This window comes from Candidatus Polarisedimenticolaceae bacterium (assembly GCA_036275915.1).
GTDB lineage: Bacteria > Acidobacteriota > Polarisedimenticolia > Polarisedimenticolales > DASRJG01 > DASRJG01.
Window position 1 is genome coordinate 551,634 of record DASUCV010000004.1, and the last position, 23,886, is coordinate 575,519.

General features: G+C 68.2%; 19 protein-coding genes. 12 read left to right on the forward strand and 7 right to left on the reverse strand.

Annotation, left to right across the window (positions count from 1 at the left end):
- Positions 1-23: 23 nt before the first annotated feature.
- Positions 24-557 (forward strand): hypothetical protein, encoded by a 534-nt coding sequence (locus VFV19_04735; protein ID HEX4823591.1) that lies wholly within the window; start codon positions 24-26, stop codon positions 555-557.
- Positions 542-1,084 carry an AAA family ATPase gene (locus VFV19_04740; GenBank protein ID HEX4823592.1) on the forward strand — a complete coding sequence of 181 codons (543 nt, stop codon included), beginning with the start codon at positions 542-544 and terminating at the stop codon, positions 1,082-1,084. The genes VFV19_04735 and VFV19_04740 overlap by 16 nt, the downstream gene beginning before the upstream one ends.
- A gap of 111 nt (positions 1,085-1,195) precedes the next feature.
- Here VFV19_04740 and VFV19_04745 read toward each other — a convergent pair whose 3' ends face one another.
- Positions 1,196-7,663 carry an FG-GAP-like repeat-containing protein gene (locus VFV19_04745; GenBank protein HEX4823593.1) on the reverse strand — a complete coding sequence of 2,156 codons (6,468 nt, stop codon included), beginning with the start codon at positions 7,661-7,663 and terminating at the stop codon, positions 1,196-1,198.
- Between the two features lie 128 nt (positions 7,664-7,791).
- Here VFV19_04745 and VFV19_04750 point away from each other — a divergent pair, with 128 nt between their 5' ends.
- Complete coding sequence (locus VFV19_04750; GenBank protein HEX4823594.1) at positions 7,792-10,257, forward strand: CHAT domain-containing protein; 2,466 nt, start codon at positions 7,792-7,794, stop codon at positions 10,255-10,257.
- A 3-nt stretch (positions 10,258-10,260) separates the two neighbouring features.
- Here the strand turns inward: VFV19_04750 and VFV19_04755 are convergent, their stop codons facing one another.
- The 3 genes from VFV19_04755 to VFV19_04765 all read right to left on the reverse strand — a co-directional run bounded on the left by VFV19_04755 (position 10,261) and on the right by VFV19_04765 (position 12,343).
- Positions 10,261-10,941, reverse strand: a complete 681-nt coding sequence (locus tag VFV19_04755; GenBank protein HEX4823595.1) for a hypothetical protein — start codon at positions 10,939-10,941, stop codon at positions 10,261-10,263.
- Positions 10,938-11,687 (reverse strand): RNA polymerase sigma factor, encoded by a 750-nt coding sequence (locus VFV19_04760; GenBank protein HEX4823596.1) that lies wholly within the window; start codon positions 11,685-11,687, stop codon positions 10,938-10,940. The genes VFV19_04755 and VFV19_04760 overlap by 4 nt, the downstream gene beginning before the upstream one ends.
- 215 nt (positions 11,688-11,902) lie before the next feature.
- Positions 11,903-12,343: a Spy/CpxP family protein refolding chaperone gene (locus VFV19_04765; GenBank protein HEX4823597.1), complete on the reverse strand. Its 441-nt coding sequence runs from the start codon at positions 12,341-12,343 to the stop codon at positions 11,903-11,905.
- Between the two features lie 244 nt (positions 12,344-12,587).
- Between VFV19_04765 and VFV19_04770 the strand changes: the two genes are divergently transcribed.
- A complete protein-coding gene (locus VFV19_04770) occupies positions 12,588-13,052 on the forward strand; it encodes a nuclear transport factor 2 family protein (GenBank protein HEX4823598.1) in 465 nt (154 codons plus the stop codon).
- A 63-nt stretch (positions 13,053-13,115) separates the two neighbouring features.
- Here VFV19_04770 and speY read toward each other — a convergent pair whose 3' ends face one another.
- Positions 13,116-14,249, reverse strand: coding sequence for a deoxyhypusine synthase (gene speY / locus VFV19_04775; protein HEX4823599.1), 1,134 nt, complete (start codon positions 14,247-14,249; stop codon positions 13,116-13,118).
- A gap of 27 nt (positions 14,250-14,276) precedes the next feature.
- Positions 14,277-15,110 (reverse strand): hypothetical protein, encoded by an 834-nt coding sequence (locus tag VFV19_04780; GenBank protein HEX4823600.1) that lies wholly within the window; start codon positions 15,108-15,110, stop codon positions 14,277-14,279.
- Positions 15,111-15,162: 52 nt separating this feature from the next.
- Here VFV19_04780 and VFV19_04785 point away from each other — a divergent pair, with 52 nt between their 5' ends.
- The 4 genes from VFV19_04785 to VFV19_04800 are packed head-to-tail and all read left to right on the forward strand — an operon-like array spanning position 15,163 to position 17,854.
- On the forward strand, positions 15,163-16,413 hold the full coding sequence (locus VFV19_04785; GenBank protein ID HEX4823601.1) for a glutamate-cysteine ligase family protein: 1,251 nt from the start codon (positions 15,163-15,165) through the stop codon (positions 16,411-16,413).
- A complete protein-coding gene (locus VFV19_04790; GenBank protein ID HEX4823602.1) occupies positions 16,410-16,991 on the forward strand; it encodes a nucleotidyltransferase family protein in 582 nt (193 codons plus the stop codon). The genes VFV19_04785 and VFV19_04790 overlap by 4 nt, the downstream gene beginning before the upstream one ends.
- Complete coding sequence (locus VFV19_04795; GenBank protein HEX4823603.1) at positions 16,988-17,512, forward strand: hypothetical protein; 525 nt, start codon at positions 16,988-16,990, stop codon at positions 17,510-17,512. Before VFV19_04790 ends, VFV19_04795 begins: the two co-directional genes overlap by 4 nt.
- 15 nt (positions 17,513-17,527) lie before the next feature.
- Entirely contained in the window at positions 17,528-17,854 is a 327-nt protein-coding gene (locus tag VFV19_04800) for a helix-hairpin-helix domain-containing protein (GenBank protein ID HEX4823604.1), read from the forward strand.
- A gap of 82 nt (positions 17,855-17,936) precedes the next feature.
- On the opposite strand, the gene VFV19_04805 is transcribed toward VFV19_04800, so the two are convergent.
- A complete protein-coding gene (locus VFV19_04805) occupies positions 17,937-20,000 on the reverse strand; it encodes an oligopeptide transporter, OPT family (protein HEX4823605.1) in 2,064 nt (687 codons plus the stop codon).
- A gap of 106 nt (positions 20,001-20,106) precedes the next feature.
- Between VFV19_04805 and VFV19_04810 the strand changes: the two genes are divergently transcribed.
- From VFV19_04810 to VFV19_04825, 4 genes are read left to right on the forward strand one after another with little or no spacing between them, the layout of a single operon-like run.
- Positions 20,107-21,474 carry a dipeptidase gene (locus VFV19_04810; GenBank protein HEX4823606.1) on the forward strand — a complete coding sequence of 456 codons (1,368 nt, stop codon included), beginning with the start codon at positions 20,107-20,109 and terminating at the stop codon, positions 21,472-21,474.
- Complete coding sequence (gene modA, locus VFV19_04815) at positions 21,474-22,184, forward strand: molybdate ABC transporter substrate-binding protein (GenBank protein ID HEX4823607.1); 711 nt, start codon at positions 21,474-21,476, stop codon at positions 22,182-22,184. The genes VFV19_04810 and modA overlap by 1 nt, the downstream gene beginning before the upstream one ends.
- The gene (modB, locus tag VFV19_04820; protein ID HEX4823608.1) at positions 22,181-22,837 is read left to right on the forward strand and encodes a molybdate ABC transporter permease subunit; all 657 of its coding nucleotides are present in this window, start codon (positions 22,181-22,183) and stop codon (positions 22,835-22,837) included. The genes modA and modB overlap by 4 nt, the downstream gene beginning before the upstream one ends.
- The gene (locus VFV19_04825; protein ID HEX4823609.1) at positions 22,834-23,877 is read left to right on the forward strand and encodes an ATP-binding cassette domain-containing protein; all 1,044 of its coding nucleotides are present in this window, start codon (positions 22,834-22,836) and stop codon (positions 23,875-23,877) included. Before modB ends, VFV19_04825 begins: the two co-directional genes overlap by 4 nt.
- Positions 23,878-23,886 lie beyond the last annotated feature (9 nt).

Genomic DNA, 23,886 nt, shown 5'->3' on the forward strand with positions numbered 1-23,886 from the left:
GCTCTGGGGGGCCGGAGAGCCGTATGCATCGTCGACACCACGTTCTCTTGGCGATCGGCCTGACGATCGCGGCCACCGCTCTCTCGACAACTCCGTCCCCTGCGATGTCGAAGGAGGAGCGGGCCAGGCTCGAACACGAGATTCGATCGCTGGACAAGGACAAGGTTCACAAGCTCGTCCAGTCCGTGGAGGCTCAGCCGTTCGGCGACGAAGCGGACCAAGTCCGCGCCGCTTTGATCGTCTACTTCGAGCCGATTCCCTACGAAGTGTGTCTCGATCAGATCGGTTTCTTGATGGATGCGAAGCCGAAGCTCCTGATGAACGTGTTCTGGCAGGTCGTCCTCTCGAGTGGAGACTTCTACCTTCAGCACCCGGATGAGAGCTCGGACCGCCTCGCCTACATGCAGGCGGGGCTCGAAGCCGGACTGCGTGTGTATGCGCGAATTCTCCTGGAGAAGCCGAAGGCACGAAACGCGAAGCTCGACGAGCTCGTCGAGATGAGCAACGCCGGGCGCCTCGGTGACTACGTTCGAGACAATCCGTGCCCGAAAAAGTGATGTACGTCCTCATCACGGGAGCGGCGGGCTCGGGAACGTCGACGCTCGCGGAGGCCTTGGCGCGCCGGTGGGGCGTTCCCGCGCTCGAGGCCGATGATTACTTCTGGCTGCCGACCGATCCGCCCTATCGGCGCAAGCGGGATCCGGAGGTTCGTCGCGCCCTGTTCGAGCATGCGTTGGCGTCGCACGAGCGCTGCGTCGTTGCCGGCTCCGTCGTGGGATGGGGTGTCGAGGCGTCGCTCGACCTCGTCGTCTTCCTCTACGTCGAGACGTCGGTCCGCCTTCGTCGACTGCGCGAGCGTGACGAAGCGCTCTTCGGTCGAGCGAACCCGGCGTTTCTCGAGTGGGCCGCGCAGTACGATGAGGGCCCTGCGGAAGGGCGCAGCCTCGCCAAGCATGAGAGCTGGCTGACCTCGCTCCATTGCCCGGTCATCCGGCTCGTCGGTGAACTGACGGTGACGGATCAGATCACGCGTGTCGCCGACGCCATTGCGGGAGTGAGCCCAGCCGACCGCGAGGGAGCATGACTCGGACCACGAACGCTAGGCGTGGCGCCGACGGAGCATTCGTGCCCGACCGTGAGCCTCGCGCGGTACACCGGGGCATCCCGCCGTTGTGCGGCGAGATGCCCCCGGACGTCAATGTCTCGCGAACCCACCTTGGAACGTGGACTTCGGGACGATGTCGAAGAGATTGAGCGGTGTGCCCTCCTTGACCCGGCAACCGTCGCACGTTTGACCGTTCCGGGTCACCTCGAGGGACGGGTACGAGTTCCGCACACCCTTGAAAGTCACGGAGTCCTGCGTGGCCTTCACCGTGAAGTTTAGGTTGATGGATGGACCGCCGATGACCGAGTTCTTGAGGCCCGCACCGATGGATACCGAATCGCCCCCCGCGGTCACGACGAGCTCGTTCCCTTTGCCCAGCGGAAGCGGCGCGGTCTTGTCACTGCCGTTCGCCAAGCTCGAGGGGTTGACCTTCATGCTGCCGACCCCTTGGTCGAAGTTGAGAGAGAAGATCGCCCGTGAGTTGTCGTCGTTGGGGCCGTTGTCGAAGCCACGGTTGTCGCCCTTCAGCACCAACGCCGATTTCGTCGCGATGAACAACTCGACCCGGACCGTCCCCGCGCCGGGTTCCTTGGGAATCGAGAAGATGTAGATCGGGATGCCGTTCTTGTCGACGACCGTCGCGACCGGCTGGTTCCCGTTGGTCGCGGGAGACGCGGTCCGTGTCGCGTCCGCCGCCGCGGTCGCGAACTCCTGAGCGTGATCTTCGTCGGGGCGCCTGCGCTCGATTTCGGCGTCTCTGAAACCGGTCGGGTCGATCCGGTTGATCGGGTCGTTGCCGGCGTAAGCGTACGGGTTCAGGCTCACGACGCGATGATCCGGGATCGTCGGATCGGGCGAGATGAAGTTCGCGAGCGCGGGGTCGTAGGAGCGGGCGCCGATCTGCATGAGGCCGCTTTCGTCCTCCCTCTCCCCCGTGAATCCGCGCGTCTCCGTGTGCGGGTAACCGAGCACGTTGCGGTCGCCCTCGGGCGAATACGACTGGTTCCAGACCGGGTCGCCCGTCGGGCCGGTGATCGATTGGAGCGTTCCGAGCACGTCGGTCGCGAGCCAGAAGGCCTGGCCGCCCTTCTTCTTCGCGACGAGGACGTCACCGAGGTGGAAGTACTTCGTCGTCTCGCTCCCCACGATCTCGTAGTCTTCCTCTGGGTAGACTGTGACCTCGGTCGAGTTCGTCGTGAGCCAGCGGGTCTTACGGATGCGGCGTCCGTCGGCGTCGTACTCGAGATCGAGAGCGCCCACGTACGTCCCGGGAGGGCTGACGCGCGTCGGCAGGTTGTCGCCTCCCCACGTGATCACCTGGCCGGGGCGCGAAATCTGGTTGCCGTTCCGGTCGTAGCCGTACGCATCGGAGCCCACGGCGCTCACCGCGTGCGAACGCCATCCGCCCGAGTTCGACGGCGACTGGTAGACGTAGCTCCCCGTCCTGAGCGAGTTCGTCACGACGTTTCCGGTGTCGCTGTACGTGAGGATCTGGTCGTAGGCCGACGACGACAAGCTGTGCGCCCCTTGCAGCCAATGGTTCGGCGTGTAGTCGTACGTCCAGCCACCGCGATAGGCCAGGCTGTCGACCCGGGTGATCTTCCCCTCGTGGTCGTGCTGGTAGACGAGGTCCTGCACGACGAGCGCCGGGATCGCCTGGCAGCAGACCTCGGAGTTGGGATAGCAGATCGGATCGTCCGGACACGGCGTGTCGATCATGCACATGTTCCTGTGCGGAGCGTAGAGCTGGCAGCTCTGCGACGGGGGCTTCTCGACGTGGCTCGTGTTCAGCCAGTGACGCGCCGGATCGAAGGTGCGTACGGCCGTCGTATTGTTGAGGTCGTACCACGAGAGCGGCTTGCCCCAGGCCGTCCATTGAACGCCGGAGACGTACCCCGGTAGGGAGACGACACGGCCGCCGTCGTCGTAGAGGATCGGGTTCCCCACGGTGCCGAGCACGTCGCCGTCCGGGAAGGTGCGCCAGAGCAGACGGTCGCCGAGATCGAAACCCGACTGGAAGGTGTAGCTGGTGCCACCGATCGTCCGGACCTTGTTGACGGGACGACCCGCGAGGTCGAAGTCGAACGTCTCGCTCCCCGTGATGTCGGTCGTCCGCGTGAGCCGGCCGACGTTGAAGTAGCCGGTGCGCGGCTGATCGTAGCTCCACGTCACGATGGCCTGGCCGGCCGCTCCCTTCCGCGTCGTCTTCGATGTCTTTCGCTGGATCGCGTCGTAGGCGAACTCGGTGATCTGCCCCGGCGACATCGCGTCGGTCACCCGGAGGAGCGGGCCGTTGTCGTAATACTCGTAAGTCCAGACGCCGCGATCGGGGTGCTGCTCCTGGATCACCCGGCCGAGACTGTCTCGCTGGCTGACGAAGCGGGTCATCGAGGCGTCGTACGTCTCAGTCCGTTGCGGGAAGTTCATGTACTGCGTCTCGATCGTTCCACCGCCGGCCCTCGGCTCGAAGTGCTGCGTCACCTTGCCGAAGCCGTTGAATACGTCGGCGACCGCGTGGCCCTCCTCGTCGGTGCGTGTCGTGGTCGAGGTGCCGTTGCGGTCGGCGTAGGCGACCGTGACGACACTGCCGTCCGGGTGCTGACCGCGCGTCAAACGGCCCCAGGCGTCGTAGGTGCGCGTCGTCGTCTGGGCGGTCTCGTTGGCGTAGCGCGCGTCGGTCGTCGTCTCGACGTTCCCCCGGGCGTCGTATCCCGTCGTCGTCACGATCTCCTGTGACGTCGTGGGACCGCTCCGCCGCACCTTCCACTCACGGCCGAGTCCGTCGAAGTGCTTCTGCACGTACAGATTCGTCGCGTTCGGCCCCGGAGACTCCGTGCGAACGTACTGGCTCTCCGGATTCGTGGCGCTGAAGGCGTAGGTGAAGAGGTCGAAGCGGCCGCCGGGATGATCGATCCGCGCGGGCCGGCAGAAGGCATCGAAGCTGTTGTTCGTCACCCCGCCGTTCGGATCGGTGGCCGTGCGTGCCAGACCGCAGACCCGGTCGAGATTGCCGAACGTCACCGTCTGATTCAGCGCGTTGATCTGACTCGCGACGATCACATGGTCATCCGAGTCGTAGGTGGTGGTCGTGGGGTTGCCGAGGGCGTCGTACACGCGGGTCTTGTTGCCGTACGAGTCGAATTCGTACTTCTCGACGACGTACTTCGAGACCGGGAGGTTCAGCCACTGCGCCTTCGCGGTGAGATCGCCCTTCTGGGGCGTGGAGTCCCATCCCGTCGAGCCGTCTCCCGGGGTGGTGCCGTCGTAGAAGTAGTTCTCCTGCTCGAGAATCGCTCCTCCCGGGCTCGTCCCTGACGTCGTCACCTTGCGCACGGGCTTGCCGACGACGTAGTAGTCGCCGTTCGGCACCGACGGGAAGACGTAGTCGACCGTGTTCTCCTCGCCGTCGGCGGCGTCCCAGTCGCCGTACGAGCGTTGCTCGGTGAGATTGCCGAACCCGAGGCGGAGCCTGAGGCGTCCGTCGGCCACGCACGCCAAGTTGGGGTTGATGACGTCGTACTGCATTTCCGAGCGCGTGCGCCGGCCGTACGCACAGAGGCTTCCGGCCGCCCACGGATTCGGGCATGCATTGCCGGAGCCGTCGTAATCGGTCGTCGTGATTCCGGTCTGGAGCGCGACGAACGGCGCGACGTCGTCCGTCTGATCGCCGTCGCAGACGCCTCCTTGTGCGCCCAGGCCGCCGAGGTAGTACTCGTGCTGCTCTTCGCGCAGAAGGACACCGCCGAGATCCGGGTCGGAGCGGAAGAGCTGTTCCTTGTCGATCAGGCTGGTCGGCGCACGGTAGTCCTGGACGAACCACGTGCGCTTGAACGGCTGGACCACGCCGTCGGACGCCGTCAGGGGCAGCCCGGCCGTCACCGACCGGAACCCCAGGAACCGGCGCTGGGTCTTGTCGAATCGCCCGCCGTCGTATCTGAAGGTGGTGTGCGCCGACTGGCCCCGTCCGTCTTCCACGGTGGTGGAATCGACCGTCTGCTGCAGCGGCGGGCCGTCGACGTTCTTCCATCGGGACGACGGCGTGTAGGTCACGGTGATCTTCCCGCCCTGACCGTTCGTGGCGGTGCTCAGAAGATCGGGGGGCGATCCTGAAGACAGGTACACCTGGACCGGGCTGCTCTGCGTATCGATCAGGTCGTCTTTCCCGTCGCCGTTGACGTCGGCGGTGAGGCCGCAGTCGAACCGGTAGCCGCTCGCCGCACCGATGGAGTTGCTGAAGTTGATCGATGTCGACGAGAACCCCTCCGACAGGTAGACGTTGGCATTCGAGCCGATGCCCGTGTTGAAGCCGATGTCGGTGCGGCCATCGCCGTTGTAATCGCCGAGCGGGACCCAGCCCGGGTCGAAGAACGAATACTCGTTGTTGTAGATGTAGATCTGAGGCCCGGTGATCGGCGCCGCGAAGAACCCGTCCGCGCCATGCGAGAGGTGGACGGTGACGTTCGCCAGCGTCGACTCGAACGGAGGCGAATTCCCGTGCACGACCATGATGTCGGTCATCCCGTCGCCGTTGAAATCCCCGAATCTGACGCGCTGGTCGTCCTGAATGTTCCCGGCGGAGACGATGAACGGCTGCCGCCGGTACGGGATCGCCGGCCCCCGTGTGGGAAACGCCGTGAAGCCGCCGGTGAAGCTCGCTCCGGCCGGCTCGAGGCCGGACTGGTAGATGCTCATCGGTACCGCCGGGCGCGCGATCCCGCCGGCCTGGGTGTCGTCGCCTTCGATCACGGCGACGTCCGTGCGCCCGTCACCGTTGAAATCGGCGTACTTGATTCGCCGCACCGAGTACAGCGGGTCGCCGTCGAGGCCGTAGGTCACCGAGTGAGTCGGGCCGTTCGTGTGGACCCAGGTCAAGGAGCCGTTGACGATGCGCGCGAGGACGATGTCGATCGGCTTCGTGTCGGTGCACGGGGTCGGGTAGACGGCGGTGCACTGGCCCTGCGTCACGGCGAAGTCGGTGAGCCCATCGCCGTCGAAGTCGCCGTTCTGATAGCGCGCGAGATCGGCCTGCCGCAGGTACTGATTCGTGCTCCCGTCGATGGTGTGGTTGAAGCCGGGGACGTAGGTCCAGCCCTTGAAGTTGTCGGTCACCGGATCGCGTCCCTGCGAGAGGTAGATCCGCACCGGCTCCGAGGAGCCGAGGGATGTCAGCACCGCGAGGTCGGTCTTCCCGTCTCCGTTGAAATCCCCGAATCTCCACCGCGAGGCGTCGAGGTTCCAGTACGGTACGGCGATGAGGACCGGCGGCTTGAAGGTCCCATCGCAGTTCGACAGGAAGACTCGTGGGAAGAACGAGCCGGTCGGAGAGCGGTCGATGAGATCGGCGCACTTGTCCCCGTCGAAGTCTCCCGAGAGGAGCGGCCCGCCGTTGGCAGCGCAGTAGATGCCGTTGACCGTGCCCGAGCTGATCGCGGTGGTCAGCGTGGGCTGCGTCGCGCCGGTATAGGAAAAGCTCCGGGTCGGGAGCGCGCTCGCGCCTGCGGTGTTCGGCGTCCCGTCGGCCTTGAGGGTCGTGTCGGTCCCGTACTCCAGAACCGTCCCGATCACCGAGCGGCGCGTGGCCGTCGGCTCGTCGACGAACGTCTTGTAGGTCAGGACGTACGCGCGGAAGACCTTGTCGCCGGTCCCGTCGTTGACCTTCACAATGACGTACTTGAGACGCTTCGTCGTCCGGCCCAGCATGATCTGAAGATTTCCGCACGACGTGCAGCCGCCGTGGACCGGCTGACCGGTCGCGAACAGGATCGTATCGGGGCGCGTCTCGCGGAGGATCGAGATCGTCACGTTGCGGTAGCGAATCGCGCTGGGATAGCAGTCCGCGTTGATCTGATCGCCGTTGAAACCGGGCTGGGTCTCGCACGTCCAGTCGTAATACACCATGTTCCCGTGGCGATCGGTCTTGCTCGCGAGGTACCAGCGGAAGACCGAGCCATAGTCGGAGAAGAGGTGGCCCGGACCACCGTAGACCTTCTTCACGCCGTCCTTGTCCCAGACCATCCACGTGTCGGTCGTCGGGGTCGGGTCGCGGCGGATTTTCACGAATGTCTCGTGCCGGGTCGCGTAGGACAGGGCTTGCGGGGTCGCGTCGGTCGAATCCGGCGCCGTCGGGTCCTCCGTCGGCGGATCGGAGAGACCTCCGTCCGGTGGAGGATCGCCGGCGTCGAGCGACGTCGGGACGTTCGTGAAGTTGCAGCTCGGGCTGAGCGACTGCGTGTCGCACTGGACGATCGGATCGCCGCCGAGCGCGTTGTTCTCGTAGAGAGACTGGTGCGGGCGCTGAACGTAATCGACGCCCGCGAGCGCCCAGCCCACGCCGGCGAACCCGTTGCCGCGCGACGAGTCGTACTCGAGGGCGAGGGACGGCTCGATGCCATGGAACGGTGGCACCGCGATGTCGACCTTGTCCCCGTACGAGCCGGCGAAGCGCGCGACCTCGCCCAAGCTCTGACCGGACTTCTCCTGCTGCGCGAGCGCGACGCGCGGAGCGCCGGACGCCAGCAACAGCACGATCGGGATGCCCCAGCCTGACCTGGCTCTCATTCGTCCTCCCCCCTTCGGCCCGTCGCATGCGGCCGCGTTCAACGATGAGTCGTGGGACGAGGTCCGATCTGACGCCGGAGGTCGCGAACTTGTTGCCGGACGATCCGCGTGCGCGTAAGAAGGGCCCGATGCGTTTGCGGATCCTGGTGGCCCTCGTCCTCGCCGTCGGCTCGACCGCGTGGGCCGCATCCGGGCGGCGCTCGGGGTTCGTCGATCTCGAGGCGACCTCGACGTCGAGCGCGGCGCTGGAGTCGCTGGTCGCCGAGCAACGCTTTGCGGAAGCGTTCGACCGGGCGATCGCCGAGCTCGAGGAGTCGGACCGCCGATGGGGCGCCACACATCCGAATACGCTCCTGGCGCTCCACAGGGTCGGGGTCGTCGCTCATCTCGCCGGCGACCAGGCGACGGCAGACGACGTGCTGGGCGCGGTGATCGATGCACGCCGACGCGTTCTTCCGCAAGGCGATCCGGCGATCGTGGAATCGCTGCTCAGGCGCGGCCGCGCGGCGCGGTTCCGCGGCGATCGGGCCCGAGCGCACTCGCTCTACGACGAGGCCGACGCGCTGCTCGCCGCACGGAAAGAAGGGCACCCGGCCCTCCAGGCGGAGCTCCTTCAGCTCCGCGCCGATTGGATGCGGGGCGAGGACGACGCTCCCTCGGTCGACCTCTACGAGCGAGCCCTCGCCCTTCGGAGAATCGCCGCCCCCGAGGCCTCGTTCGCGATCGCGGACAACGAGACGTGGCTGGCGTGGACCCTCGCCCATGCCCGCCGGCGTGGTGAAGCCCAGCCCTATGCCGAGGACGCTTTGCGGCGCCTCGAGGCGCTCGGGCTCTCCCACCATGCGCTCCGCGCGACGCTCGAGGAGATCGTCGCCGACCGACTCACGCTGGAAGGGCGGAACGCCGAGGCGGAGGCCCGCTACCGGGTCGCCGCGGACGTCTGCGTCTCTCTCCGCCGCCGGCAACTCGGCGGCTATTCGCGGCGCGTGTTCCCGCTCGACAGCTTCGATGCCTTGGCCATCGCGGCCCTCGCCCGCGGCGATGGAGAGAAGGCGTGGCAGCTCGCCGAAACCGGGCGAGGCGCGACGCACGTGGATTTCGCGACGCTCGGGGCGTGGCCGCGCCTCGACCCTCGAGGGTTCAAGAGCTGGACCTATGAGCGGCGGCGGCTTGACGACGTGCGCAAGCGTCTCATCATGTCGTCGGGCGGAGCGCCGGCCTGGAACGCGGCGACCGCGCCGACATTCCTCGTCGACCTGTCGCTTCGAGCCAAGATCGCGCACATGTCGCAGCGCTTCCTCGAGATCCATCGCCCCGCCGCCCCGTCGCTCGAGCGGGTCCAACGGCTCCTTCGTCCGAACGACGCACTCGTCGGCTGGGTCGAACGGCGCCTGGGGGGAACTCCGCTCGACTCCGTCGGGCCGGACCGGTCCGAGTCCGCCGCGTTCGTCGTGCGCGCGACGGGGCCGGTGGCCTGGGTCCCGCTGTGGCGGCACGCGAGCCCGGCGTCCGACCAAGTCATGCGCGGAGCGTGGGGGCCGCTCTTCGCCGTCCTCAACCGCGCCGCGGCGTGGCCGACCCGCGTCTCCGAGGATCCGCAGATCGGCGAGTGGATGCGCTCGTGGTCGCGCTGGAATCTGGACCCGGTCCTTCCGTCGCTCCGCGGAGTCGACCATGTCGTCATCGAGCGCTTGATCGAGCCGATCGATCTGGCGGTGCTCGCGAATGGGAGGCTCTTCGGCGATGTTTTCGACGTCTCGTATGCGCCTTCGGCTCTGACGCTGTCGCTGCTCGCCGACGACGAGCCCAAGGGTCGCTCCGCGAAGCTCGGGCCCGTCTTGGCCGTTGCCGGTCCCACGGATTCTTCGCTGGACACGCGCGTCGACCAGCTCGTCGGCATGGCGGACGCTCCGAGCGCGCACCGCGGCGGCAGGTCAGCCTACCGGCGCGGAGAAACCGCCCTGAGCGCGCTTCCCAAGCTTCACTATGCCGCCCTCGAGACACGCAGCATCGCCTCTGAATTCGACGACGCGACGGTGCTGGAAGGAGACCGGACGGCGACGACGATCGGACGCCTCGCCGCCCTGGACCGCCTCGCGTCGTATCGGGTCCTGCATTTCGCGACGCACACGCTCACCGATGGAGCGCCCGAGCGCTGCGCGCTGGCACTGTCGGAAGGCGCCGGCGACGATCCCGGCGTTCTCGAGGTCGAGGACATCGTGCTCGGTTGGCGGCTCGATGCCGATCTCATCACGCTCTCGGGTTGCGAGACGCTGCGCGCGGCCGGCGCCGCGCGCGGTGAGCCGTACGGGTTCACGCCGGCGCTGTTCGCGGCCGGCGCCAAGCGCGTTCTGTCGAGCCTCTGGCCGGTCGACGATCGCGCCACGACGATCCTGATGAGCCGCTTCTACGAGAACTACACCGGCCGGTATCAGGACCGCAGGCTCGGCGCGACCGGCGTGCCCATGGAGGCCTCACGCGCGCTGCGCGAGGCGCGGAGCTACGTGCGCACCCTCACCGATGCGACGGGCGCGCACCCTTACGCGCATCCGGTGTACTGGGCCGGCTTCTTCCTCCTCGGCCTTCCTCACTGAAGATCACGGACGCACGTACCGCTCCGCCTCTTTCGAGAACTCGCCCGGCCGCGCCGCCAGCTCGGCCGCGAGACGTCTCGCGTCGTCGCCGCGCGAGAGCGCGAGGAGCGCGCCCAGCTCGATCCACTTCGCACGATCGCGGTAGGGTTGCGGCAGCGAGTCGACCTCCAGCGCCTCGAGCGTCGCGAGCGCGCCCGGCGCGTCGCCACGATGCAGCGCGGCGCTGGCGTACAGGAGCTTGAGCGGATCCTGGGTCTCGGGAATCGTCCGGTCCCGGAGAAGCCCGATGACGCGTGCCGCGTCGTGCCGCGCGTACGCCTCGGCCGCCTCGGCGAAGACGGCGTCGTCGCCGAGCGGCCGGCCGGCGCGGAGGGCAACGGTGTCGTTCTCGACCGGGAGCCAGTATTCCGCCGGCCCCGGAGCCTTCGCGACACGCAGCAGCGGGAAGAGGACGATCCCGATCAACGCCGCGGCGGCAAGCCCGATCGCGACGCGCACGCGGGCTCGTCGTAAACCGACCGGCGGCGCGAGATTCGATCGCTCGAGCTCGCCGCAGATGTCGCGGAAGCGGCTCTCGCACGCGCCGCAGCTCCGAACATGCGCAAGCAGCGGCTCCGCCAGGGAGCGCTCCACGAGACCCGCCGCCAGATCGAGCAGGCGATCCTCCGACAGATGCCCGTTCATCGATCCGCACCCAGCCGCGATCGCTCCTCGACCGTCGACTCCCACAATCGGACGAACGTGCCTACAGGCAGGGTCCGCATGGCCACCCCCTTCGATTCCATGCATGCCCGGACTTGCTCGCGGCTTCTCGCGAGCATCGCGTCGACACCCGCGGGGCTCGAGGCCACATCGGGATGGCGCGCGATCTCCGCGGAGCTGAACTCGTAGAATACTCGCAGGAACCACGCCTTACGCGCCCGCGCCGTCAGCCCCGAAAGACAGCCGAGGAGCGTATCGACGAACTCGCCTCCGATCGCCGCATCGTCTTGCCCGCCACCCTCGACGCCGCCCCTCTCCAGCGGCTCGAGATCGTCGCCCACGAGCACCACCTTCCGGCTCGAGCGTAACGCATCGACGACACCGTTCCTCGCGACCGCGCTGAGGAACGACCGGACCGACGCCGGCGTCGAGGCGGCGGGGTCCCATCCTTCTTCATCGATCCGCGCGACGAGATCTGACGCCTTGTCGGAGGCGATGTCCCGAATTTCCTCCGGGTCGAGGCGCCCGAATCGGCGAGCATGGTGGCGCGCGTAACGGCGGAGGGCGACGCTGACCACGCCCCACAGCGCGCCCATGATGCGACGACGCGTGGCACCGGACGACGTGCGCAGCTCGGCACCGAGCCGAAGGACGTGCTCCGGCCAGACTGCGCGAGGGTCGTCATCGGGCGGAGTGTCGGAGAGCGTGGCCGGCGCGGGACTCCTCATCGGGCGGAGCTTACCGTGTCTCGCAGCCTCGCTTCGTGAACGAAAGAGGCGCCGCCGTCACGGCCTACGCGGGGGGCCTGATGCGTGACCGTGACGACGGCGCGGGAGGGGCTAGGAGTGGAGAAGGACCGGAAAGGGGCGCCGCCGTCACGGCGACTTGTGAAGGGCAGCCCAGCCGTGACGGCGACGCTTCGAGGGGACAAGGAGGAGGAGGACTATTGGGCGTCTTGGACGTCTCGATTCATTCGCTCTTGGCGAAGCTGCGTCGCCTTTGCCTGCTGCTCGGGCGTCAGAATCGCGTAGATCTCGCCGAACATCTTGTGGCGCTCGACCGCGAGGTCGCCCTGGGCCTGCGTGGCGCGCGCCGCGGCGTCGCGGATCGCGCCTTCGTCGGCCGCGGGATCGTGGATGAGCTGATTGAGGGTGCGGCGCGCCTGGCGTGACGCCTGCGCGGCCGCGCCGAGACCGTCGGCGCGATGCGCCGCGAAGATTTCCTTCACGCGGGCCTTCTGGCCGTCCGTGAGGTCGAGTTGGCGCGAGAGGTTCTCGAGCTGGCCACCCCTCGACCGGTAACGGCCGGGTCCTTGCGCGACGGCGAGACCGCTCGCGAGCAGCGCGAACGTGACGGCGATCGGGACGATGCGGGGGAGCTTCATGGTCGTCTCTCCTTTTCGTCCTTTGGACCCCGCGCGGGGGGCCGAAGGTTTAGGGAGAAATTGACGTGACTCCTCGGCGGCCGTACGCTGGGCGCAACAAGGCCCTTCCCCGAGAAAACGTTCTCCCTCTACCCCTCCGCTAGCCGCTCGCCGCCGTCGTTTGCCTCATCGGGCGAGGAACGGCCTGAGCTGACCCTCCCGCGGTCGCGATTTGCGCTTACGATCGTCGCCCAAGGAGGGTCGCATGAAACGAACGCTGACCATCGCTGCGCTCGTGCCGTCGATCTGCTTGGCCGCCCTCGCCCAGCAGCAGAGCGTACGGACACCGGATGCGGCGGGAGCCGAGCAGGCAATTCGCCAGCAGGATCAGGAGCGGATACACGCGCAGATCGCCGCCGATACCACGGCCCTCGGCCGCATCTACGCCGATGACTTTCTCGGCATCGGACCGACCGGCGTCGTGCGCAACAAGGCAGACGTCATTGCCGACTTCACGACGCACTCGCTGAGCTACCAATCGATCCAGACCTCCGAGGTTCGCGTGCGCGTGTATGGGAATACCGCTGTGGAAACCGGCCGCTCCACGATGGTCGGACAGGACAGGGGCAAGCCCGTTCCGCACGAGAATCGTTTCACGCGCGTGTGGGTGATGACGGACGGCAAGTGGCAGCTCGTGCTCAATCACTATTCGCCGATGCCGTCCCCTTAGATTGAGACGCCGACCAGCCATGGGAAAAGTCGAGAGCCGGTCAGTTTGTTCTCGTGAGAGCGGTCATCTTTTCGCATGGCTCTCTGGGTTAGTTTCGGAAGCTGTCCCCTCTGTCTTCTTGACGTAATCCCCGCGCAAGCGGTCGAGCATCGGCTCGAGGCGATCGTAGAGGCGCTTGAGCGGCCGCGGCTCATGACGCGTCAGCGCATAGGCGGCAAGGAGCGGCGCGACGATCGTGGAGTCGCCGTACACGACGACGGTGCCGGGGAGCTTCTCGGGATCGACCTTTCCCCACGAGACGGCTTCGCCGGGAGTCGCGCCGGAGAGGCCGCCGGTGTCGGGGCGCGCGTCGGTCACCTGCACGAAGTAGTCGTGACCGGCTTCGTCGAGACCGAGGACCTCCTGGATCTGCGGCTCCGTTTGAAGCATGAAGTTCTTCGGCGATCCTCCGCCGAAGATGAGGACGCCCGACGATCCCCCGCTCTTCTTCGCTTCGTAGACGATCGCCGCGGTCTCGTTGACGTCGCGGCAGACGTCGAGGCGCGGGCCGCGGCTCTTGAGCCACAGCTCCGCGACGTTCATGCCGATCGACGAGTCGCCGGGCGACGAGGTGTAGCAAGGGACGCCGCAGCGGTAGGCGGTCGAGAGCACGCACGTGTCCTGGACCTTCAGCTCATCCTCGCGCGCGGCGAGGTACTTGCCGAGGAGATGGTGCAGCTCGGCGCTCGACATGTCCTTCTGGAACTCGGGGCCGGCCATGACCTTGCGCAGGTACGCGTCGGTCTCGAGGAGCACCTTGTAGTCGAAGAGGATGTCGTAGATGCGCACGACCCCTTCGGCGCGGAGCAGGCGGTCGTCGACCTCGTGCGTGCCCTGGTGGAGCGAGAGCCCGAGGCCGAAGTGCGCGTCGTGGTAGAGGTTCGCGCCGGTCGAGACGATCCAGTCGACGAAGCCGGCGCGGATGAGCGGAATGATCACCGAGCGCCCGAGCCCCGCGGGCGTGAGCGCGCCGGTCAAGCTCATGCCGACGAACGCGTCGTCGGCGAGCATCTTCTCGACGAAGAGGCGCGCGGCCTTCTGGAGGCGGCCGGCGTTGTAGGAGAGGAAGACGCGATCGACGAGGTCGGCGGCGCCGATCCCCTTCGCGATCGGCTCGGGGGCGATCTTCGGACCGGACAGCCACTTCGACTTGGACAAGGCGGCTCCTCCTGAGGGGCGCGGATTCTACTCGATCAGCTTCCAGAAGCCGTCGTCGGGGCTGAAGTGGAGGTGGACGAGCTTCCCCGCTTCCACGAGGCGGTCGATCGACGCCTCGGCCGCGGGGATCGCGTCGGGCCAGGCCCACGGGAACGCGAGGCACGAAAGAAGAGACGCCTGCGCGAGCGGCGCACCGGGAGCCTGGACCGCATGCTCCTGCGCCTGGTAGAGGCGGCAGACCTTCGAGAGTGGCACGAGGCCGGGAAGCGGGCTCTCGGGGGCGCGCTCCGCGTTGTCGAAGGGAAGCGCGCAGGTCGCCCACGCGTGGCCGTGAGGCACGACGACGGCGAAGTCGTCCCCCAGGCTCTCCGCGGCCGGCGCGGAGACGCGGGCGGCGGTGCTCTTCCCCGCGCGCGAGGGGCCGGCAAAGACGTAGGCGTGGCCGCCGCGGCGCACCGCAGCGCCGTGGAGCGGGATGCCCCCGTGCGCCAGCGCCAAGCGCGCGACGAGGTAGCGCGCGACGTTGTCGACGACCCGCCCGAGCGGCTCGGCGCCGTCGTCCTTGAAGGCGACGGTCCACACGCCGTCGCCGCGGCGCATGAGGTTGAACCCGTACGAGCGCACGATGAGCGTGCCGTCACGGCCCTCGGCCTCGATGCGGTAGCGCTCCCCCGGCTCCCACGGCGGCAGCCACGCCTCGTCGTTGCCGCGCACCGCCTCGGCGACGAGGTCGGGCGCGTGCGACGGCGACGGCGGACGCACGAAGCCGCCCCAGCGCTCGTCGGCCGCGCGCGCGGCTGCGGCGGTCCAGCCGTCGAACCGCACGGTGCCGATGCCGAGGACGAGATCGCGGGAGCTCACTGCGGGAGTCTATCCTTTCGCCTACAATCGGGGCCCGACCGGAGCCAAGACGATGCCGCGCGTGATCCGAGAGAAGCTCACCTGCCCGAAGCTCGCGGAGTACTTCCGCGAGAGCTTCCGGCCGCGCGAGCAGTGGCTCGTCGGCATCGAGGTCGAGATGATGGGGCAGGACGCCGCGACCGCGCGGCCGCTCCCCTACGACGCGACCGGTCCCTCCGTGCGGCGCGTGCTCGAAGCCTATCGCGCGCTGCGCTCCGGGTCGCCGGTGCTCGAAGGCGACCGCCTCATCGGCCTCGACGCGCCGTGGGGGAACATCTCGCTCGAGCCCGGCGGCCAGGTCGAGTGGTCGTCGCGCCCGGCCGCGAGCCTGGATGCGCTCGCCGCGGATGTCACGGCGCACCTCGATACGATGGCGTCCGTCGCCGCCACGACCGGTGCCAAGTGGCTCGACATCGCCGTGCAGCCGGAGGTGCCGGTCGGCGAGATGCCGTGGATGCCGAAGGCGCGCTACGAGATCATGCGCACGATCATGGGCGAGAAGGGCCGCCTCGCGCATCGCATGATGACGCAGACGGCGAGCATCCAGTGCGCGTTCGACTACGCGTCGGACGAGGACTGGACGCGGAAGTTCCGCGCGGCGGCGCTCCTCTCGCCGGTCGCGGTCGCGCTCTTCGCCAACTCGTCCAGGGTCGACGGGAAGGACAGCGGGTACGCCTCGTACCGCCAGGCGATCTGGCGCGAGACCGACCCGGACCGGTGCGATCTGCCGTCGATCGTGTTTTCGCCCGGCTTCTCGATCGACCGCTGGGTCGAGTGGGTCTGCGACGTCCCGACGCTGTTCCTCAGGCGCGCGCGTGGACTCGTCGCCTCCGGCGGCTCGACCTTCCGGTCGCTCCTCGCGCAGGCCGGATGCGACGGCGTCACGATGGACGACTGGGAGCTGCACCTCTCGTCGATCTTCACCGAGGTGCGCTCGTACAGCTATCTCGAGGTGCGGAGCGCCGACCTCCTCCCCGGGCCGCTCGTGCTCGCGGTGCCCGCGCTGTGGTCCGGCATCCTCTATGACGACGCCGCGCTCGACCGCGCGCTCCACCTCGGCCGCGTGTTCGACGACGCCGCGCGGTGGAGGCGCGGAATGGATGCGGCGGCGAAGGAGGGTCTCGCGGCGAAGGTCGACGGCACGGCGATCGCCGATCTCGCCGGAGAGGCGGTCGATCTCGCGCGCCGGGGACTCGGCTCGGCCGCGGGACGTGAGGCGCTGGAACGGCTCGTGCGCTTCCGCGGCCTCGCCGCATCGCGATGATCGCGGCGGTCGTTCTGGCCGCCGGCGCCTCTTCGCGCATGGGCGTCCCCAAGGCGTTGCTGCCGATGGGACCCGGCGGGCCGACGTTCCTCGCCGCGATCGGCAGGCTCCTCCAGGACGTGGGGATCGACATCGTCCGGGTCGTCGTCGCGCCCGGCACGCCGCACGCCCCGTCGTCCGATCTCGTCGTCAACCCCGAGCCCGGGGCCGGCATGCTGTCGTCGGTGCAGTGCGGGATCCTGGCGCTTCCGAAGACGGCGGATGCGTTCCTGCTCTGGCCGGTGGATCATCCGCTCGTGAAGCCGACGACCGTCGCCGCGCTCCTCGCCACCTACCGCGAGACGGCCGCTCCCGTCGTCGTTCCCGTGTACGACGGCACGCGCGGACACCCCGGCCTCTTCGCGGCGCGGCTCGTCCCCGAGCTCCTGACGGCCGACCCCACCGAGGGCGCGCGCGCCGTCGTCCACGCGCACGCCGACCGCGTCGAGCTCGCGATCGACGACGCCGGCGTCGTCACCGGCATCGACACGCCCGACGACTACAAGCGCGCGTTCGGCTGCGAGGCCGCCCTTCGGTGAGGGGTCGCGTCGCTTCCGCGATCGTCCTCGTCGTCACGGCCGGCTGCGCCGCCCCGAAGTCCGAGGCGCAGCGCACCGTGACCGACCCCGATCGCGGGATCCGCTACGTCGTCCCGCAGGGATGGAAGAATCTCGATGCTGAAATCCGCTCGCCCGAGGGAACGCTCCTCACCGTGCGCGTCTACGATCTTGTCGAGGCCAAGAAAGACTGGGTCGCCAGCCTCCCCGATTCGCTCATCCCACAGCTCACCGGCTGGACGACGTATTACTACATCCTGAACGGCGACTATACGAGACAGCCGTCGACCATTGCAGGTTTGCCCGCGACCGAGTTCAATTACCCCATCCGCGTGCGAGCCCAGGGCCCACCGTCGAAGGTGACGTACTGGGTCGTGCAGCGGAAGCAGCGACTCTTCGTCCTTCGCGCGGCATACCCGGCAGAGGGTCTCGCGAAGGACGAGCCGGTCGTTCGCGATATCGTGGAGCACTGGAGTTTTCTGGACTCGCCCCCCAACGGGTGAGAAGGAGAGAGGGAGATGAGGAAGATCGCAGGACTGTTGACCGCCGCGGTGTTCGCGAGCGGTATCGCGCTGGCCCAGACGCCGGCGCCGACCCCGGCTCCGGCCCCTGCGCCGGCCCCGCACCACCACACCGGCTCGACCGCCGCGAAGATGCCGAAGGTCGACATCAACTCGGCGACGAAGGAAGAGCTGGCGAAGCTCCCGGGTATCGGCGAAGCCTACGCCGACAAGATCATCGCCGGCCGGCCCTACAAGGGTAAGGACGACCTTCTCCACAAGAAGGTCCTCCCCAAGGCGACGTACGACAAGGTGCAGTCGCACATCGTCGCGCACCAGGGCTAGAGCCAAGCGCACAGCTTCTGAAACTCGAAGGGGCACTCCTCGGAGTGCCCCTTTTGTTTTGGAAGCTGTCCCGTCTTCGGCCTTACATCATCGCGGCGGGAGGCGCGGGCTCGTTCGGGTCGCCGCCGTTGTCCAAGGGAACCTTGATGAGAAGGACGGCGATCGCGAGGACGACGAGCAAGCTCACGAAGTACGACGGGTGATCGAAATAACCGCCGGTGAGCCACTTGCTGACGTCCTGATTGCCGATCGCGAGGCCTGAGATGACGAGGCCCATGAGAGCCTCGCCCGCGATCAATCCCGAAGCGATCAAGACTCCGACGTTGCCGAAGCGGGCCATCTGCGCCTCGTTGAACCCCTTCCTCTCGGCGATCGTGTCGGCGAGCCAGCGGATCATCCCGCCGACGAAGATCGCGGAGGTCGTGCCGAACGGCAGATACATCCCGACCGACACGAGCATCGGGCTCTTCACCTGGAGCAGGATCATCGTGAAGCCGAAAGCGATGCCGACGACGACGAGCGGCCACGCCATGTCGCCGCCGACGATCCCCTTCGCGAGGAACGCCATGAGGCTGGCCTGAGGCGCCGAGAGCGCCGGGTCGCCGAAGCCGGTGCCGCCGTGGGCGATGTTCGCCTTGTAGAGGATGAGGAGCGGGAAGTACATGACCAGGGCGGCGACGACCACGGCGATCAGCTCGACGAGCTGGATCGTGCGCGGCGTGCCGCCGAGGATGTAGCCGACCTTGAAGTCCTGGAGGAGCTCGCCCGCGACGGCGGCCGCGACGCACACGACCGAAGCGACCCCGAGCACCGCGATGACACCGCTCTCGCCGGAGACACCCAGGGCGACCATGAGCAGCGCGGCAACGATCAAGGTCGAGAGCGTAATTCCCGAGATCGGGTTGTTCGTCGAGCCGATCATGCCGACGAGATACCCGGAGACGACGCAGAAGAAGAAGCCGGCGATGAGCATGACGATCGCCGCCGTCATCCCCGCCTTGGCGCCCGCGAAGCTGACGTAGAGCGCGGCCATCGCAATAAACGTGATCCCGATGAGGAGGAAGACCGTCTTCGACGCCATGTAGCGCTCGGTGCGCACCGACTTCGCTCCGGCGTCGCCCGCCGACAGCTCCTTGACCGCGCGCGCGAGCCCCTGCCCGATCTTCTGGCGCATCCGGAACATCGTGTACGCGGCGCCGACGAGCATGCCGCCGACGGCGATCGGACGGACGATGAACCTCCACACGCTCACCGCGGTCGCATCCCAGCTGTCGACCGGCGCATTCGCCGGCATGAACTGCTGGAGCTGCGGCCCGAGGAAGTAGATGAGCATCGGGACCATGAAGCCCCAGGCGAAGAGCGAGCCGGCGAAGTTGAGGGACGCCACGCTCGGTCCGAGGATGTAGCCGACGCCGATGTACGCGGGGCTGGTGTCGGGGGTCGAGAGCTTCGTGACGCCGCCCGTCCCGAGCGCGTTCGCGGTCGCGGCCGCGCCGAGGCGCACCTTGCTCGCGCCGAGCTGCCCGATGTGGACGAGCCAGTCCTTCGAGAAGGCGAAGAGGTTCAGCGTGCTCCCGAGGATGACCCCGGCGCCGGTGATCATGTTCATGAAGAGGAACTTCGCGGCACCGGTGCCCCGCTGCCCCGCCTTGTGAATCTCGGCGGCCGCGGTCGATTCCGGGAACGGCAGCGAGCGATCTTCCACCATCGCGCGGCGGACGAGCGAGACGAAGAGCACGCCCAGGACCGAGCCGATGATCATGAGCACGGTCGAGCGCAGATAAGCGCCCGGCCCCTCGAACGACGGCCACGCGCCCGAGATGAGGAATGCGGGCAGCGTGAACACGGCGCCCGCCGCCACCGACTCGCCGATCGAGCCGGCCGTCCGGGCGATGTTCTCCTGGAGGATCGTCCCCTTCCGGATCCGGAGCCACGCCATGCTGATGACCGCGGCCGGGTAGGTCGCGGCGATCGTCTGGCCGGCCTTCAGGCCCAGGTAGGCGTTCGCGGCGCCGAGGATGACCGTCATGACGAGGCCGAGCACGAGCGTGCCCCACGTGAACTCCCGCATGTCCATCGACTGCGGGACGAACGGCTTGTGCTCGCCTGCGCCCTGATCGGCGCCCTTCTGGGTTTCTTGAGCCATCGTGGTCCTCCGGGGCCGGAGCCTAGGTCGAAAGGTGTCGCCAGGTCAATCGGTTCGGCCGGGAAACCGTTCTAGAATGTCCGGCCCCATCGGAGGACCGAACGTCATGAACGCCGCCGCGAACTACGTCCGCGAGAACCGCGATCGCCACCTCGAGGAGCTCAAGCAGATCCTCGTCATCCCGTCGGTCTCGACCGACAAGAGCCGCGCAGGCGAAGTGAAGCGCGCCGCGGGCTGGGTCAAGGCGCACCTCGCGAAGGCCGGCTGCACGCGGGTCGATGTCTTCGAGACGCCGCTCCATCCGATCGTCTACGGCGAGTGGCTCGGCGCTCCCGGCAAGCCCACCATCCTCTTCTACGGCCACTACGACGTGCAGCCGGAAGACCCGGTCGCGCTCTGGACGACGCCGGCGTTCACGCCGACGATCCGCGACGGCCGCCTCTACGCGCGCGGCGCGTCGGACGACAAGGGCCAGTTCATCATCCACGTCAACGCGCTCGAGGCCCACCTGAAGACCAGCGGGACCTGCCCCGTCAACGTGAAGTTCCTGCTCGAGGGCGAAGAGGAGATCGGCTCCCCCAACCTCGAGCCGTTCGTCGCGAAGAACACGGCGCTCCTGAAGTGCGACGCGGTCGTCGTCTCGGACTCGGCGATGTTCGACAAGAAGACGCCGTCGATCGTGCGGGGCCTGAGGGGCCTCTCGTACTTCCAGATCGACGTGCGCGGGACCCGCCGCGATCTCCACTCGGGAACGTTCGGCGGCACGGTGATCAATCCCGCGTTCGCGCTCGCGCACATCATCGCGCAGCTCAAGGACACGAAGGGGAAGGTCAAGGTCCCCGGCTTCTACGACAACGTCCGCAAGCTCACGGCGGCCGAGCGGAAGGACATGAAGAAGCTGCCGCACACCGACTCCAAGCTCAAGAAGTCGATCGGGGCGAAGGCGCTCTTCGGCGAGCAGGGGTACACGACGCTCGAGCGCGTCTGGGCGCGGCCCACGCTCGAGGTGAACGGCATCTGGGGCGGCTTCCAGGGCGAAGGCGCCAAGACCGTGATCCCGGCGGAAGCCCATGCCAAGATCTCGACGCGCCTCGTCCCGAACCAGACGCCGAAGGAGATCGCCGCGAAGTTCATCAGGTACGTCAAGAAGATTGCGCCGCGCGAGGTCGACGTGACGGTCTCGCACATCCACTCGGGCGAGGCCTGGCTTGCGGAGACCGATCACCCCGCGCTCAAGGCCGCGTCGCGCGCCGTCAAGGCGGCGTACGGCAAGGTGCCGGTCTTCACGCGCGAAGGGGGATCGATTCCGGTCGTCGCCGCCTTCGGACGCATCCTCAAGGTCCCGTCGGTCCTGATGGGGATCGGCCTCCACGACGACAACCTCCACGCCCCGGACGAGAAGATCGACCTCGACAACTTTTACACGGGGAACGAAGCCGCCGCGCACCTCATGACCGAGCTGGGAAGCATGTGATGAACCTCAAGCTCGCGGCCGCCCTCGTCGCGGCGGCGATCAGCCTGAAAGCCCCGCTCGAGGAATCGGCGAAGCAGTTCGTCGCGAGCGCGCCCGGCGAGGAGATCACCTTCAACTTCGGGAGCAGCGGCCAGCTCGCGGCGCAGATCGAGCAGGGCGCGCCTGCCGACCTCTTCATCGCCGCGTCGCCGGTCGAGGTCGAGCGCCTAAGGGCGGCGGGCAAGATCGATCCCGCGACGCGCGGCGCCATCGCCGGGAACCGCCTCGTCGTCATCACGCACGAGGGCGGCCCGAAGATCAACTCGCTCGCCGATCTCGCGAAACCGATGTACGCGAAGATCGCGATCGGGAATCCGAAGACCGTTCCCGCTGGCCGCTACGCCGACGAGTCGCTCACCGCCGCCGGGATCGCCGACAAGGTAAAGGACCGCCTCGTCTTCGCGGAGAACGTGCGCCAGGTCGTCGATCTCGTCACCAGGAACGAGGCCGACGCAGGTCTCGTCTACGCGACCGACGTGGCACTCGGGGCGGGCGCGGTCAAGCTCGTCTTCGAGGTCCCCGACAAGCTCCACGGCCCGCTCGTGTACGAGGGCGCGGTCGTAAAAGACGCGCCCGGCGCTGCGCGCGCCAAGGCGTTCCTCGACTGGCTGAAATCGAAGGCCGGCCGCGACGTCCTGACGAAGAGCGGGTTCACCGCCCCGCCGAAGTGATCGTCCAGGCCCTCGAGATCTCCCTCGTCGTCGCGACCGCCGCGACGGCGATCGCGGTCGTCACGGGGACCTTCCTCGGCTGGGCTCTCGCGCGGAGGCCCTTCCCGGGGCGCGAGCTGCTGGACACGCTCTTCAGCCTTCCGCTCGTCCTCCCGCCGACGGTCACCGGTTATTACCTGCTCGTGCTCCTCGGAAGGAACGGCGTGCTGGGCGCCCCGATCCGTCTCGCCTTCGGTTTCACGATCCCGTTCACGCTCCTCGCCTGCGTCATCGCGGCGACGGTGATGGCGCTCCCGTTCGTCGTGCGCGCGGCGCGCGTCGCCTTCGAGGAGATCGATCCCCGCCAACGGCTCGCCGCCGCCAGCCTCGGCGCCGCGACCGCGAGAACCTTCTGGCGCGTCGAAGTCCCGCTCGCGCGCCGCGGCCTCGCCGCCGGGGCCGCCTTGGCCTTCGCCCGCGCGCTCGGCGAGTTCGGCGCGACCCTCATGCTCGCCGGCAACATCCCGGGAAAGACGCAGACGCTGCCGCTCGCCCTGTACGAGGCGACGCTGACCGGCGAGAGCGTCGCCGCCCTCTTCATGTGCGCGGCGCTCACCGCCGTCTCGATCGTCGTCCTCCTCTGGGTCGGCCGGCTGGGACGAGGCAAGCCGTGAGCGCGCTCAACGCGACCGTTCGCGTGCGCCGCGAGACGTTCGTCCTCGACGCCGCGATCGCGGCCGAAGGGATCACGACCGTGATCGGCGTCTCCGGCGCGGGCAAGTCGACGCTCCTCCTCGCCCTCCTCGGCGCGCTCACGCCCGAGGAAGGACGCGTGGAGCTGACCGGGCGCGCGCTCTTCGACGCGAAGACCCAAGTGAACGTTCCCGTCCGCGACCGCCGCGTCGGCATCGTGTTCCAGGACGCGCTCCTCTTCCCCCACATGGACGCGCGCGGGAACGTCGCCTTCGGCGCGCCCGAGAACGAGCGCCCCGATGCCTGGCTCGAGCGTGTCGGCGCCTTGAACCTCGCCGCGCGCAAGCCGATCGACCTCTCCGGAGGCGAGCGCCAGCGCGTCGCCCTCGCCCGCGCGCTCGCCTCGCGCCCGAAGCTCCTCCTGCTCGACGAGCCGTTCTCCGCGCTCGATCCCGCCGGGCGAGCCGCGATCGGCGCGCTGCTCGTCGACCTGCAACGAGAAGCCGGCGTGCCGTTCCTCCATGTCACGCACGATCCCGCCGAGGCCCTGCGCGTCGGCGAGACGACGATCGCGCTCGACGCCGGCAAGGTCGTCGCGAGCGGCCCGACCGCCGACGTGCTCTCGGGCGCGCTCGGCCGCGTCGAGGCGCTCGGCTCCGAGAACTGGCTCCGCGGCATCGTCCTCGCCGACGGCCCCGAGGAGACGCGCGTCGATCTCGGCGGCACGACCGTCGTGACGCGCCCGCTCGGCCGCCCCGCCGGCTCGATCGTCGTCCTCGGCCTCCCCGCGGAGGACGTCCTCCTCGCCCGCGGCCAGATCCACGGCACCAGTGCGCGCAACGTCCTCGCCGGCAAGGTCGGCACGCTCACCGACGCCGACGGCGGCGTCGACGTCACCGTGCTCACGCCCGCTCCGATCCGCGCGCGCCTCACCCGCGCGTCGATCGTCGAGCTCGCCTTGTCACGGGGCGCGCCCGTTCACCTCATCGTCAAGGCGAACGCGTTCCGTTTGGCAGGTTAGTCGTATCAT